Annotated in this window: 15 protein-coding genes and 1 pseudogene; 12 read left to right on the top strand and 4 right to left on the bottom strand. The window is 40.3% G+C overall.

All coding sequences use genetic code 11. The features are described from left to right. Window positions 1-45: 45 nt before the first annotated feature. The 4 genes and pseudogenes from QT16_RS20495 to flgA all read right to left on the bottom strand — a co-directional run. Window positions 46-746 (bottom strand): annotated as a pseudogene (locus tag QT16_RS20495) (transposase family protein); the annotation flags it as partial. A 101-nt stretch (window positions 747-847) separates the two neighbouring features. Beyond that, entirely contained in the window at window positions 848-1,279 is a 432-nt protein-coding gene (gene flgN, locus QT16_RS01150; RefSeq protein WP_039484691.1) for a flagellar protein FlgN, read from the bottom strand. Further along, window positions 1,272-1,592, bottom strand: coding sequence for a flagellar biosynthesis anti-sigma factor FlgM (gene flgM, locus QT16_RS01145; RefSeq protein WP_002959436.1), 321 nt, complete (start codon window positions 1,590-1,592; stop codon window positions 1,272-1,274). Before flgM ends, flgN begins: the two co-directional genes overlap by 8 nt. Window positions 1,593-1,668: 76 nt before the next feature. Then, entirely contained in the window at window positions 1,669-2,376 is a 708-nt protein-coding gene (gene flgA, locus QT16_RS01140; RefSeq protein WP_007581857.1) for a flagellar basal body P-ring formation chaperone FlgA, read from the bottom strand. Between the two features lie 140 nt (window positions 2,377-2,516). Between flgA and QT16_RS01135 the strand changes: the two genes are divergently transcribed. The 12 genes from QT16_RS01135 to flgK all read left to right on the top strand — a co-directional run bounded on the left by QT16_RS01135 (window position 2,517) and on the right by flgK (window position 14,228). After that, window positions 2,517-3,449, top strand: a complete 933-nt coding sequence (locus QT16_RS01135) for a chemotaxis protein CheV (protein WP_002959434.1) — start codon at window positions 2,517-2,519, stop codon at window positions 3,447-3,449. A 20-nt stretch (window positions 3,450-3,469) separates the two neighbouring features. After that, window positions 3,470-4,300, top strand: a complete 831-nt coding sequence (locus QT16_RS01130) for a CheR family methyltransferase (protein WP_039484688.1) — start codon at window positions 3,470-3,472, stop codon at window positions 4,298-4,300. Between the two features lie 145 nt (window positions 4,301-4,445). Then, the gene (gene flgB / locus QT16_RS01125; RefSeq protein ID WP_002959431.1) at window positions 4,446-4,853 is read left to right on the top strand and encodes a flagellar basal body rod protein FlgB; all 408 of its coding nucleotides are present in this window, start codon (window positions 4,446-4,448) and stop codon (window positions 4,851-4,853) included. A gap of 5 nt (window positions 4,854-4,858) precedes the next feature. Further along, window positions 4,859-5,290 carry a flagellar basal body rod protein FlgC gene (gene flgC / locus QT16_RS01120; RefSeq protein ID WP_002959429.1) on the top strand — a complete coding sequence of 144 codons (432 nt, stop codon included), beginning with the start codon at window positions 4,859-4,861 and terminating at the stop codon, window positions 5,288-5,290. A gap of 13 nt (window positions 5,291-5,303) precedes the next feature. Next, window positions 5,304-5,984, top strand: coding sequence for a flagellar hook assembly protein FlgD (locus QT16_RS01115; RefSeq protein WP_039484684.1), 681 nt, complete (start codon window positions 5,304-5,306; stop codon window positions 5,982-5,984). Between the two features lie 58 nt (window positions 5,985-6,042). Beyond that, the gene (gene flgE, locus QT16_RS01110) at window positions 6,043-7,425 is read left to right on the top strand and encodes a flagellar hook protein FlgE (RefSeq protein WP_039484682.1); all 1,383 of its coding nucleotides are present in this window, start codon (window positions 6,043-6,045) and stop codon (window positions 7,423-7,425) included. A 157-nt stretch (window positions 7,426-7,582) separates the two neighbouring features. After that, window positions 7,583-8,326 carry a flagellar basal body rod protein FlgF gene (locus QT16_RS01105; RefSeq protein ID WP_007581863.1) on the top strand — a complete coding sequence of 248 codons (744 nt, stop codon included), beginning with the start codon at window positions 7,583-7,585 and terminating at the stop codon, window positions 8,324-8,326. Between the two features lie 21 nt (window positions 8,327-8,347). Then, window positions 8,348-9,136 carry a flagellar basal-body rod protein FlgG gene (gene flgG / locus QT16_RS01100; RefSeq protein WP_002959420.1) on the top strand — a complete coding sequence of 263 codons (789 nt, stop codon included), beginning with the start codon at window positions 8,348-8,350 and terminating at the stop codon, window positions 9,134-9,136. Between the two features lie 16 nt (window positions 9,137-9,152). Then, on the top strand, window positions 9,153-9,836 hold the full coding sequence (gene flgH / locus QT16_RS01095) for a flagellar basal body L-ring protein FlgH (RefSeq protein WP_002959418.1): 684 nt from the start codon (window positions 9,153-9,155) through the stop codon (window positions 9,834-9,836). An 11-nt stretch (window positions 9,837-9,847) separates the two neighbouring features. Next, a complete protein-coding gene (locus QT16_RS01090; protein ID WP_039484677.1) occupies window positions 9,848-10,942 on the top strand; it encodes a flagellar basal body P-ring protein FlgI in 1,095 nt (364 codons plus the stop codon). 165 nt (window positions 10,943-11,107) lie between these two features. Next, complete coding sequence (flgJ, locus tag QT16_RS01085; RefSeq protein WP_039484674.1) at window positions 11,108-12,124, top strand: flagellar assembly peptidoglycan hydrolase FlgJ; 1,017 nt, start codon at window positions 11,108-11,110, stop codon at window positions 12,122-12,124. Between the two features lies 1 nt (window position 12,125). After that, entirely contained in the window at window positions 12,126-14,228 is a 2,103-nt protein-coding gene (flgK, locus tag QT16_RS01080) for a flagellar hook-associated protein FlgK (RefSeq protein ID WP_039484671.1), read from the top strand.

Genomic DNA, 14,228 nt, shown 5'->3' with positions numbered 1-14,228 from the left:
TCATAATAAATCCTAAATGTGTAAACACATTTCAGGACGAGACACACTTACAAATACCTCTTCTGGCTTCGATGGCTGCCTATCTTTAAGTAAGTTAGGATGCTTTTTCATCCAATGTTTACTAAACGTAGTTTTTGTATAACTACGCTTAGGCTTAACCAATAAATGTTCATTTTTCAGGTAACTAAAGAAAGCGTCTCGACCTAAACGCGGCATAAAGCGTCGTATTTCCAATACCATCGCTTTAACGGGTGCGAGTTCAATCGCACGCAATTTAGCTCTGCTCTCTCGTTGATATATCGCTTGTCTCGTTATACCAAGCAGCTTGCAAGCACGTTCTAAGCTAACTATTTTTTGCTTTTGAAGGCTTCTTGCTCCTTGGCAATATACTTTTTTCGAAGGCTTGTCCCATGCTCAGCGTCAAGAATATTAACCACTTCATTGAGTAACAGGTTACGTAAATGCTCATCTTCAAGCTCTCGTTCGAGGCGTTTGATTTTTTGAGCGGGACTTTCTTTGGCTTTAGGTGATGTAGGCATAGTTATCTTAGGTGATTGAGTCCAATCCATCTTACCGTGTTTTCTTAACCAAGTAAGCACGGTAGAACGACCTTGTATGCCATAAATTTTTTGGGCTTGTTTATAAGTCATATCGCCTTTTTCTACAGCGTGAACAACTTGTAATTTAAAGCCTAATGAATAATCTCGTTGTGTTCGTTTGAGCGGTGTATTATTTGACTTGGTCATAATAAATCCTAAATGTGTAAACACATTTCAGGACGAGACAAGGACATTAAAAAAGCCTTATTGATTTATCAATAAGGCTTTTTTAATGTAAAATTTTGGGCTTACGCTTTTAAATTACGAACCAATTTACTCTCGGTATTTACAGATTTACCGGCTTGGTCGTAGGTCATTGACGTTGGTGCGCCAATTAATATCTCTTTTAATTGTTTAACACTAAGTTGCGCTTGACGGGCAGCATGAGCATTAACATTATTTTGTTTTTGGCATTGTGCAAGTTGAGTTTTAACTTGGCTAATTAGCTCAGATATTTCAGGGCTTTGTGTATCGTTACTGGCAATGAGCTTACTTAGCTCTTTATCTAGAGTGCTTAGCTTAGTTAAAAAAGACATTTTTTGTTGGGCAATTTCTTTTAAACCAGCACCACGTCGTGAGGCAATAGCAGTAAGCTCATCGTTTAATAGCGTGTGTAAAGAGTCTAAACAACTTACTTGTTGGTTTAGCTTTACGCTAATTAAACTATTATGATCAGCCATACACGTTAAACTCAAAATCAGCTAAGTTTTTAGCAAGCTTTTCACTGTCCACTTGGTATTTACCTTCAGTTATTGCTTTTTTTAGCTCAGCAACTTTATCGCTGTCAAAGCCAGGCGATTGCTGTGCTTTATCTTGAAGCGTTTTTAATTGCTGCGCTTGCGGCGTTAAACTTACAGAATCACTTGCAGCTTTAGGCGAAGGGGCCTGAGCAGCTTGTGTATTTGCGTTATCTTTTTTTAAATCAACTTGTTGCTGCTTTGCATTTGTTAACGCATTAGCTTGTTGATTACTGCCATTAACTTGATTAACCATAATAATAAACCCGTATATTACCCAACTTATGCCATGTTATCGGCATATACGTAGGATACTTTAGTATAAATCTAAATTAAATATTCACCTGAACAGACTCTACACCATCTACTCGCGCATTTAAAACTTTACCTGATTTTTTGTTTTTTATTTGTATCTGTTCGCCCAAAGTACCGTCTTCTAAAGCAATACCTGTGGTTTTAATTCTAAGACCCCTCAGGTTTGCGTAAATATTAACAGAGTCACCTTTACACACCATGCAAATTTGGTTTAGTAATACTGGCATACCACTTCTAATATTTCGTTTACTTCTACTACCTATTAGCATTGTGGGATCATCTAAGTACTGTATTCGTACAAAGTGAGTTGGTTTCATTTCAATACTTAAATGCGATTTAGTTATTACTTCACCGCGGGTTAAATTAGCAGTAGCAACAACAACTGGGGCCATTTCAACAACTCTAACATGAACGTATTGAGCCCACGTTTGAGCATCATTGCACTTGGCTTGTAAGGTTACTTGGCGGTTAAATGGTGGCTCATCGGATGTTGATAATTCAAGCTCTGTATTACAGACACGATCAGGAATGCGACTGTCTAAAGGCAGAGCACTTAATTGAGTATTAGTATTTTGTAATGTACCAATTTGCTTAGCTATGTAAGCAACGGCCATGTCTTGTAATAAATCTTTACTAAACACTTTAGCTTGCAAAGGGAATACAAAGCACAAGCTAGTAACAAAATAAAAAACACTGTATCTTCTGATTTTTTTTAACAAACTCATAATGTTTCGACTATGCTTATGGTTTCAAACAGGGTATAAATATTTTGCGTCAAAAAGTAGACGCACCCGCGATGTTATGTAGCTTTATAAATAGAAAGCAATTATCGTTCCGTATTATTTGTTTTCTTTAGGAGATTTGAATGGCAGGCATTTTAGACTCAGTAAACCAACGCACACAGTTGGTTGGGCAGAACCGCCTAGAATTACTTTTATTTAAGCTCAGAGGGCGTCAGCGTTTTGGTATTAATGTATTCAAAGTGAGAGAAGTGCTGCAATGCCCTCCACTAACAAGCATGCCAAAATCTAATCCGTATATTCGTGGTGTTGCACATATTCGTGGTCAAACCATTTCGGTTATTGATTTATCAATGGCTGTAGGTGGGCGCCCAATCGACAACATTAAAGACAGCTTTATAATCATTGCTGAATACAACCGCTCTGTGCAAGGGTTTTTAGTGGGCGGAGTTGAACGTATTGTAAATATGAATTGGGAAAAAATAATGCCACCGCCATCAGGCGCCGGACGTTATTCATATTTAACAGCAGTGACCGAAATCGAAAATGAATTAGTCGAGATTCTCGATGTAGAAAAAATTCTCAACGAAATTTGTCCAGTAAACACAGAAGTAAGTGCTGAAGTTGCACAAAGTGGCGATATTCAAAGAGATTTAGGCGAACGTATCGTATTTATTGCAGATGACTCTGCTGTTGCGCGTAATCAAGTTAAACGAGCCTTAGAGCCGCTAGGTGTTCAAACAGAGCTTGCTAAAAATGGTAAGGAAGCTTTAATTAGGCTTAAAGAAATAGCAGAGCTTGATTGTAAAAATGATATTACAGAGCGAGTAGCATTACTTATCTCAGACGTTGAAATGCCAGAAATGGACGGCTATACCTTAACAGCTGAAATAAAAGCAGATCCCAAACTTGCACCTTTGCATGTTATTTTGCATACCTCTTTGAGTGGTGTTTTTAACCAAGCGATGATTGAAAAAGTAGGGGCAGATGACTTTATTGCTAAATTTAACCCAGATGAATTAGCAACAGCGGTTAAAAAGTGGGTTCATTGTGATTAACAAAAATAGGTGCTACTAACTTGAATAATAAAGATTTGCAGCAAAGTGAATACGACCAGTTTCGTTCGTTTTTAGAGCAGCAATGCGGCATTGTTTTAGGTGAAAATAAACAGTATTTAGTTAAAAGCCGACTTGCTCCGTTAATGACTCGATTTAATGTGGGATCTTTATCGGAATTGGTTAGTAAAACTCTCGGGCCTCACGAGCGGCAATTAAGAGCCGCTGTTGTTGATGCAATGACCACCAACGAAACTTTGTGGTTTAGAGATCAATACCCATTTGAGTTGCTCCAAAACAAGCTTTTCCCTGAATTTAAAGATTTAAGAAGACCTTTAAAAATTTGGTCTGCTGCCAGTTCGTCAGGCCAAGAACCTTATTCAATAGCTATGTCGGTTGCTGAATTTAGTGCTAAGCAACCAGGTGTGCTTCGTATGGGGGCACAAATTATTGGTACCGACATATCTAATACCATGCTTGATATGTGTAAAAATGCAGAGTATGACGCGCTGGCACTCGCCAGAGGGTTATCTGCAGAGCGTCGTAAAAAGTTTTTTAAAGACAGCGGCAACGGTATGGCACAAGTAAACGATACAATAAAAAAACAAGTTAGTTTTAGGCATTTAAATCTGCTCGATTCTTACGCGTTAATGGGCAAGTTTGATATTATTTTTTGCCGAAATGTACTAATTTATTTTGCGCCTGAAATAAAAGCTAAAATTATTAACCAGTTTGCACAAGCGTTAAATCCAAACGGTTACCTATTTTTAGGCGCGTCAGAGTCCCTAACTGGCCTAAGTACTGAGTTTGATATGGTTAGGTGCAACCCTGGTATTATTTACCAAAAGAAGTAATTAAGCTAACTCCCTTCCCTAAAACGACGCACCTAGCGTCGTTTTTCTATTTAGATACATAGTCTTATAAAAATATAGCATGCCCTAATATTAATGGCTTATTTTTTGCTTTATTAATGGGTAAGTCAATTTTTTGGAGAAGGTTATGGCTATCAGTTTTGATAAAGCATTAGGTGTGCATCCGCAAGCCATGTTGATCCGTTCACAGCGAGCAGAATTAATTGCAACTAATATAGCTAACGCTGATACGCCTGGCTATAAAGCAAAAGATATTGATTTTGCCTCTGCTTTAAAAGCGGCAAGGTCAACCCAGCAAAGCGGCAATACTATGGTAAGAACTAATGATAAACACATTGGTGGAGGTACTCATAGTATGGGCAGTTCAGAATCATTTCGTTTGCCAAATCAATCAGATACTGGTGATGGTAACTCGGTTGATATACAAGTGGAACGAAACTTGTATACACAGAATGCTATGGAGTATCAGGCCAGCTTGCAGTTCTTAAGCGGCAAATTTAAAGGCCTGAATAAAGCTCTCGGTAGTCAAGGATAAAAATTATGAGTTTATATAATGTTTTCGATATTGCAGGTTCGGGTATGAGCGCACAAAACGTTCGCTTAAATACGACAGCTAGTAATATTTCTAATGCTAATACCATTAGTTCATCTCAAGACAAAACGTACCGAGCGCGCCAACCTGTATTTGCGGCTGAGCTAACAAAGGCTTCAGCATCAGTAAGTAACCAGCAGGGCTCCGCAGTTGGTGTTAAAGTTTTGGGCATTGTTGAAAGCGATGCACCATTACAAATTGAATATAACCCAAACCATCCAAGTGCGGATGAAAATGGCTATATCTATAAACCCAACGTTAATGTTGTAGAGGAGATGGCAAATATGATTTCTGCCTCTCGTTCTTACCAAACAAACGTGCAAGTTGCTGATGCAGCTAAGCAAATGCTAAGTAAAACACTGTTGCTAGGGCAGCGGTAACCGAGGGTAGGTTATGAGTAACGATATTAGTACATCTTCATCCTATTTAGACTCTTTGCGTTGGCAAGAATCGCAAGTAGCGACCAGCGACAATGAGAGTGATGCGTTAACGCAAGAAGACTTTTTTTCTTTGTTAACTCAGCAATTATCGTATCAAGATCCCAGTAACCCTGCGGATAACGATCAAATGATTGCTCAAATGACTAGCTTTACGATGGCGCAAGGTATCAGTGATTTGAATTCAAATTTTGATACGTTGGCTACTTCGATGACATCAAACTCAGCCCTGCAAGCTTCAACGCTTGTTGGCAAGCAGGCTTTACTAGAGTCAAATACTGTTGATTTAAATGAATCAGGTGATGCTAAAGGGTCTATCGTTGCTGAAAGTGCAGTTGAAAGCTTAACACTTAGTGTAACTGATGCTTCAGGACAGCTAGTGAGAACAATTGATATGGGTTCTCAGCCTGCGGGCGCTGTTCGCTTCGCTTGGGATGGTAATAATGAAAGCGGTGAGCGTTTACCTGAAGGGGAATACACATTATCGGCACAAGGTAGCACCAATGGCCAGTTTTCTAGCTTGCCTATTGCAACTTTCAAAAATATTGAAAGTGTAAACATTAACGGTTCAAGCGGCATCATTGTGAACACTAAAGAAGGTGCGGTTAGGTTAACCGACATTGCAGAAATCGCGTAACAAATTTAATATTTCTTGCCTGCCAGCAGGCCACAGATTAACAGGTTAGAGGTGAATTATGAGCTTCAATATTGCATTAACCGGCCTAGCTGCCGCACAAAAAGATTTAGACGTAACTGCAAATAATATTGCAAACGTAAATACAACAGGTTTTAAAGAGTCGCGCGCTGAGTTTGCCGATGTTTACGCTTCATCTGTATTTAGCTCTGGTAAGACTAAAAATGGTGATGGTGTACAAGCGACAATGGTTGCACAACAGTTTCATCAAGGCTCACTACAATTTACAAATAACTCACTTGATTTAGCAATCACTGGTGAAGGTTATTTTGCGATGACAGACGATTTATCTTCGCAAGATTTAACATATACACGTGCAGGTGCATTTAAGTTAAACCAAGATAATTTCATAGTTGATGCTAAAGGTAATTTTTTACAAGGTTTCCCCGTTGACGAAGCAACAGGTAATACAACGTCAGTAAGCTTAAGTACTTCATCCGCCTTGCAAATACCTGACTCTTCAGGTTCACCACGCGCAACAACAAGTGTGTATAGCTCATTTAATTTAGATTCGCGAGTCGAGTCCCCAACGCTCCCATTTAATCCAGATGAAAGTGCTACTTACAATAGTTCTACATCTACTACAGTTTATGACTCACTAGGTGAGCCACATGTTTTACAGTTGTTTTTTGTGAAACGTGATGACACCGCAACTGCGACTGACGCAAATAAGTGGGATGTTTATACTACCCTTGATGGTGACAGTTTTGGAGAAAATGGCGTGCTTCAAGATGGGACTACGCCTTATGTACCTTTAACAACCCTAGGCTTTGACTCGAGTGGCGTACCGTCAACAACAGGTGATCCAGTCGTAAATAATGTAGCGAATACTTTTAATCCTATTTCGATAATTGGAGGTGATGCAGCCTCCGGTACAGCAGGCCTTTCTGATTTATTAACGAATGGTGCAAGCTTTCCTGCAGATATCGAAGTTAATTGGCGTGATGAAACTGGTACCGCAAATAAAGTGCCTACTCAATACGCTAGTAATTTTGAAGTAAAAGCGCTTGAGCAAGATGGTGCTACTGTTGGTCGTTTAGCCGGAATTGACATTGGTACAGATGGTAAAATTGTAGCCTCATATAGCAATGGTGATACATCATTTTTAGGCCAAGTTGCTATGGTACGCTTTTCAAACTCACAGGGGTTGCAGCAAGTTGGCGATACTGCGTGGAAAAAAAGCTTAACATCGGGTGAGCCTATTGCAGGTGAGCCGGGATCGGGTACTTTAGGATCGATCAACTCATCAGCACTTGAGCAATCAAATACTAATTTAACCACTGAACTTGTAGACTTAATTACTGCACAGCGTAATTACCAAGCAAACTCACGTGCGCTTGAAGTTAACTCAACTATTCAGCAAAGTATTTTGCAGATTCGATAAGCTAAACCCCATTAAATATATTAGGCTGCACTTTTGCAGCCTTTTTTGTAAGTCCTCTTTGTAAGCCCTTCTAAAAACCTCTCAATGTTGCGTCAAATTTAATCTGGCACCTATTTTGCATTTATAAGTTCAGAGATTTTTTATGTGAGTCGATACTATGGACAAAATGGTCTACATTGCGGCCTCTGGCGCTAAGCAAAGCCTACAAGGGCTTGCGCTTAAAGCCAATAATTTGGCGAATGCAAATACAACAGGATTTAAAGCCGACTTTGCCCAGGCGCGTTCTATGCAAGCGTTTGGCGAAGGTTTGCCTACACGTGTATTTTCAATGCAAGAGCGTCCGGGTTCAAACATGGTATCGGGTGGCATTGTTCAAACCGGGCGAGACTTAGATATCGCAATGAGCGATAACGCATGGCTTGCTGTGCAAGATGCCTCCGGTAATGAAGCTTACACAAAAGTGGGTACGTTAAACGTTACTGCTCAAGGCATGCTCGTAACCAGCCATGGTCGTCAAGTTATTGGCGAAGGGGGACCTGTTATTTTACCCGTCCCAGTCGAAAAAATAGGGTTTAGCCAAGATGGCGCTATTCAAGTTCGACCACAAGGCGCTCCCGCTAACTTTTTAGAAGAAATCGACACGCTTAGAGTGGTAGAAGCAAATAGCTCACAGCTCGAAAAAGGTAACGATGGTTTATTTAGACCAAAAGCAAATGTAACAGTAGATACCTCTGCCAATGTAAAAGTTTTAAGTGGTTCGCTTGAAATGTCGAATGTGAACCCTGTTCACGAAATGGTCGACATGATAAGCCACCAGCGCCAATTTGAATTACAAGTGAAATTAATGAAAACAGCTGAAGAAATTGACGAGCGTCAAGATCAGTTATTACGCATAGTTTAACTTTAAAATGAGGACACGATTATGAATCCAGCATTGTGGATCAGTAAAACTGGGCTAGACGCTCAACAAACCGATATATCGGTTATCTCAAATAATTTAGCGAATGCGAGTACCGTAGGTTACAAAAAAAGCCGCGCTATATTTGAAGATTTACTTTATCAAAATATTAATCAACCGGGTGGTCGTTCATCGCAAGATACCGAAATGCCGTCGGGCTTAATGTTAGGTGCGGGTGCTAAAGTTGTAGCTAACCAAAAAGAGTTTACGCAAGGCAACATGTTGACCACCGAAAACTCACTAGATTGGATGATTTCTGGCGAAGGTTTTTTTGAAGTACTGCAACCAGATGGCAATATTGCTTACTCGCGCAATGGTCAGTTTACTACCGATGGCGATGGACGAATTGTAACATCGGGCGCAGGTTACGTTATTCAGCCAGAAATGAATGTACCTGATGACGCGCAATCAATTACGGTGTCGCAAGACGGCGAAGTATCTGTACGTGTTGCAGGCCAAGCCGATAACGTTGTAATTGGTCAGCTGACTATTAGTGACTTTATTAATCCATCGGGCCTTGAGCCAATTGGTCAAAACCTTTATACCGAAACCGCTGTAAGTGGTGCGCCGGTACAAGGTAATCCTGGTGTTGAAGGGTTAGGTAGTATTATTCAAGGCTCACTCGAAACTTCAAACGTAAATGTGACTGAAGAGCTGGTAAATCTAATAGAAACTCAGCGTATTTACGAAATGAACTCAAAAGTAATTTCGGCCGTTGACGAAATGATGAGTTATATCAATCAACAGCTTTAATAGAATAGGGGGAATTATGCGTAATATTATTTTATTTGCAGCGGGCACATTATTTTTAAGTGGCTGTATGTCTACGCAAAATAGTGAGGTAGTGCAGGACGACCCTTACTATGCACCTATGTACCCCGAGCCTATTTTAGAGCCGCTGGTAGCCACAGGTTCACTGTTTAATACTCATACATCAAACGACTTATATTCTGATAAAAAAGCGCTACGTACTGGCGATATAATTACGGTTAAATTGCAAGAGTCTACTCAAGCAACAAAAGCCGCTAAAACAGAAACAGACAAAGAAACTGACGCAAGCTTAGATCCCGTTATTGGGTTAGGTGGTCTACCAGTAAACATAGGTGGCGATAGCATTCAGTTTGGTATTGGTAGTGATTCGTCGTTTACGGGTGATTCAAAATCAAACCAGTCAAACAGCTTAGTAGGCGATATTTCGGTTAATGTTATGCGCGTTTTACCTAACGGTAACTTAGTTATACGCGGCGAAAAATGGCTAACGCTTAATACTGGCGAAGAGTTTATTCGTTTAGAAGGGCTAGTACGCCCTCAAGACGTAAGCGCCGATAATACGGTTGAATCAAATCGTATCGCTAATGCACGTATTCAATACTCAGGTAAAGGGCAAACGCAAGAGGCGCAAAGTCCTGGTTGGCTTACACGTTTCTTTAGCAGTTCGCTGTTTCCATTTTAGAGGGTAACAACATGAATAGCCTTAAAGCTTTATGTTTAGTTGTGTTATTAGGTTGGCAGTTTACTGCCAGTGCTGAGCGCATAAAAGATGTGTCTATGGTTGAAGGCGTACGCTCCAACCAATTAGTCGGTTATGGCTTAGTGGTTGGTTTACCGGGCACCGGCGAGCAAAACTCATACACACAACAAAGTTTTAGAGGCATGTTGAACAGCTTTGGTATTACGCTACCTTCAACTCAAAGTCCTAAAATTAAAAATGTTGCCGCTGTTGCTGTACATGCAGAATTACCTGCATTTAGAAAGCCCGGGCAAACAATAGATATTACGGTTTCTTCTATTGGTAGTGCAGGCAGCTTACGTGGCGGTACTTTACTACAAACTTTTTTAAAAGGTGTAGACGGTAACGTGTATGCAATTGCACAAGGTAGTTTAATTGTCGGTGGCTTAGGCGCACAAGGTCTTGATGGCAGTAGAGTTGTAATTAACACGCCTACAGTTGGTCGTATACCAAATGGCGCTACAGTTGAGCGCGCCGTGGAAAGCCCATTTATGCAAGGCGATTACATTACTTTTAATTTAAACCGCCCAGACTTTACAACGGCAAAACGCCTAGAAAAAACAATTAATGACTTAGTTGGCCCAAATAGCGCACAAGCAATAGATTCTGTTTCTATTCGTGTTATAGCACCACGCGATGCATCCCAGCGTGTATCGTACTTATCAACACTCGAAAATTTAGAATTTAAGCCAGCTGACATGGCCGCTAAAATTATAGTTAACTCGCGCACGGGTACAATTGTGATTGGCAAAAACGTTAAGCTTCAGCCTGCGGCTATAACTCACGGTGGCTTAACAGTAACAATTGCAGAACAACAAAACGTGTCACAACCAAATCCGCTAGCAAACGGTGATACAGTTGTCACGCAGCAAAGTATTATTGATGTAAACCAAGACGACTCTCGTGCCTTTGTATTTAATCCAGGCGTAAGCCTTGACGATTTAGTTCGCGCAATTAACGAAGTAGGCGCAGCGCCTGGTGACTTAATGGCTATTTTAGAAGCGCTAAAAGAAGCCGGCGCAATTAACGGACAGTTGGTTGTTATTTAAAAAAGCAAGCCAATAAATAACGTATTACTTAAGCCCTATATTTGTGAAATTAGGGCTTTTTATTTACAGCAACTTAAGTTTATTATTTTTATCTTCCTTGTTTTATCGGTAGTGGCTCAATTTTTGCATTTTTAACTGCATTATTCATTTTGTGTCAAAAAGCCGATGGAAACTAATCATCTCGATAAACAAAACTTTTTTGATTTAGGCAACTTAGATTCACTTCGTAAAGAAGCCTTAACGAGTGGCGATGCATCAACTGATGCCTCTAAAGCTGCGCTCAAAAAAGCGGCCGCACAATTTGAAGCTATTTTTACGCAAATGTTGCTCAAAGGAATGCGCAAAGCTAACGAAGCGTTTGAAGACAAAGACAGCCCATTTAATTCAAGTGGCGTAAAGTTTTTTGAAGAAATGCACGATCAGCAACTTTCAACAGAGCTTTCATCAAATGGCTCGTTAGGCCTTGCCGATTTAATAGTTCAGCAGTTATCGCCTGAGTCTAAAAACTTTATGCCAGGCTCGGTGCTTAGAACAACCAACGATATTTTTAGCGATACGCAAGTCGGTTCTGCTCTTCCTCATGAGCAAAAAAATAAGCAACCCGATCTTATCGTTAAGAGTACTAAAGCCGATATTGCTGAGCCTAAAGTCGATACTTCAGAGGCTAAAGCTGATAGCCCAACATTTAAAAATGCAGAAGAGTTTGTAAGTTCAGTGTGGGAACACGCTAAAACTGCAGCGCAAAAAATTGGTTTAAACCCAGCGGTAATGGTTGCACAAGCGGCACTTGAAACCGGTTGGGGTAAGCACATTATTAACAAAAGTGACGGTGGCAGCTCAAATAACTTATTTAATATTAAGTCAGATAAAAGCTGGGAAGGCGATAAAGCAAGCAAAATAACGCTTGAGTTTGAGCAAGGTACACCCGTTAAAAAACAAGCCAGCTTTAGAGCCTACGACTCAATTAAAGACAGCGTGAACGACTTCGTTGATTTTTTAACGCAAAACCCACGCTACAAAGAAGCATTACAAAATACAGCTAAACCAAACGACTTTTTAGATTCATTACAAAAAGCAGGTTATGCAACCGATCCAAATTACGCCAGCAAAATAAAAAAAGTGCTCAATAGCAGTCAGCTAAAAGACATTGCGGCAAACGTGATCCGCCAAGGAGTAGAGTAACATGTCGTTTAATTTATTAAACATTGCCAGTTCTGGGGTTAGATCAAGCTCGGAGCTACTGCAAACGACAAGTAAAAATATCGCCAATGTAAATACCGAAGGCTATGTGCGTGAGCGTACAGAGTTTACTACTATGGTTGACAACCAAGTAGGGCGAGGCGAAACATACCGATTACTAAACGAGTTTGCTCAGTCGCAGCTAAATCGTGACACCTCTAATAAATCGTTTTTCGATCAGTTTATTACTGAGGCTAATCGAGTTGATACTATTTTTTCTGAAGAGTCGAACAACCTTTCGACTGGTATTAACTCTTTATTTAATAATGTGCAAGAAGCGCTAAATCAGCCCTCATCTACTGTTGCTCGCTCATTAGTAATGACAGATGCGCAAAGCTTAATTGATCAAATGGATAGGCTTTCGGGCATCGTGCTTGATCAAAAAAGTATAGTAAACGAGCAGCTCGAAATATTTTCAGATGAAGCAAACTCACTCATTCAAAGTATTAGCACGCTAAATCAAAATATTGCAGCAGTTAATGGCACTAATAACGCCGCAGATGCGAGCTCTACCTATAACGAACGCGATAAAGCAATACGCGACTTATCTGAGCTAATAGACATAGAAACGCTTGATGGTCCAAATGGCGAAAAACTCGTTTTTATGGGCACAGGCGAAGCGGTTGTTATGCAAAATGGCGCATTTAACTTATTTTCGATGACGGGGGATCCTGATCCTAATTTTAAAGAATTCACGCTTGACGTTAATGGTGGCAAAGCAGTGCCGCTTGAAGTTGATGTAAGTAAGCTTAAAGGCAAAATTGGCGGCTTACTTGCTTTTAGAGATGACATATTAGTCCCTGCGCAAAACCAAATTGGTCAAATGGGCTTAGCGATAGCCGACGCATTTAACGAGCAAAACAAATTGGGTATGGATGCAACGGGCCAGCTAGGGGGTAATATTTTTAATATACCTACCGTTGGCGCTTATGCGTATCAAGCGAATACTGGTGATGCTGGTATGACTGCAACTGTAGAGCCCGGTAAAGGCAGTGAACTTCCTGCTAGTGACTTTATTATTACTTATACCAGTGCGACATCGGTTTCTATTCAACCAGTAGATAATAAAGGCGAGCCGCTAGGTGATCCATCAGTTGCAGATATCCCAGCTGATGGGATCATAAATGCAGACGATATTCGAAATGCAGTCCCTTATCAAGCGGCAACAGCTACAACATCAGAAGTGTTAGCAACGGTAAAAGACTCCTTCGGACTACAATTAAATATAGATACAACCAAAACAGGTAACGTGGGAGATCAGTTTCAAATTAAACTTAATTCCGACTCGGCTTCTAGCATCACGCTTGCAACAGGGCGCGCAGAAGATTTAGCATTAGCTTCACCTATCCGTACATCTAACAGTATAGATAATACAGGTACTGCAACTATTTCAGTGGGTACAGTTAGTAGCGTTATTTCAGGTGGATTTACTTTAGAAACACCTCTCACTACACCGCCTATACCAGTTAATCCACCAGTACTTGCTAATGGTGATATTAAAATTGTTAAAGCTACAGGTACCAATGATTATTTAATTAGCGATGGTAGTGGCACTGATGTGGCAGTAACTATAGCGCCCCCAGGTAAAAACGTTTTAGCAGGTCTTGGTGCCCCTTATGATTCATATGGTTTTGACTTTGATATAGAAGGCACACCAGCAACAGGCGACACCTTTACACTTGAGTTTAACGAAGGCGGCTTTGACGATAACCGCAATGGTTTAAAATTAGCTGACTTACAGAATGGCGAGTTAGTCCGTTTAAATGTAGAAACAACAGCAACGGCCGATAACCATAAAACGTTCAACCAAGCTTATTCAGGATTAGTGAGTGATATAGGTGTTATAACTGGCCAAGCAATCACAAGTGGGGCTGCATTTGATGCTCTAGCACAGCAATCTGAGGCATGGTACGAGTCGTTATCGGGTGTAAACCTTGATGAAGAGGCCGCAAATTTACTGCGTTTTCAACAATCATATTCAGCATCAGCACAAGTTTTAGCAGCAGCTCAAGAAATTTTTGACACCTTATTAAATGCGGCGAGGTAA

Origin of the sequence: Pseudoalteromonas distincta (genome assembly GCF_000814675.1) — a bacterium.
Lineage (GTDB): Bacteria > Pseudomonadota > Gammaproteobacteria > Enterobacterales > Alteromonadaceae > Pseudoalteromonas > Pseudoalteromonas distincta.
This window is presented reverse-complemented; position numbering and strand designations above follow the sequence as displayed.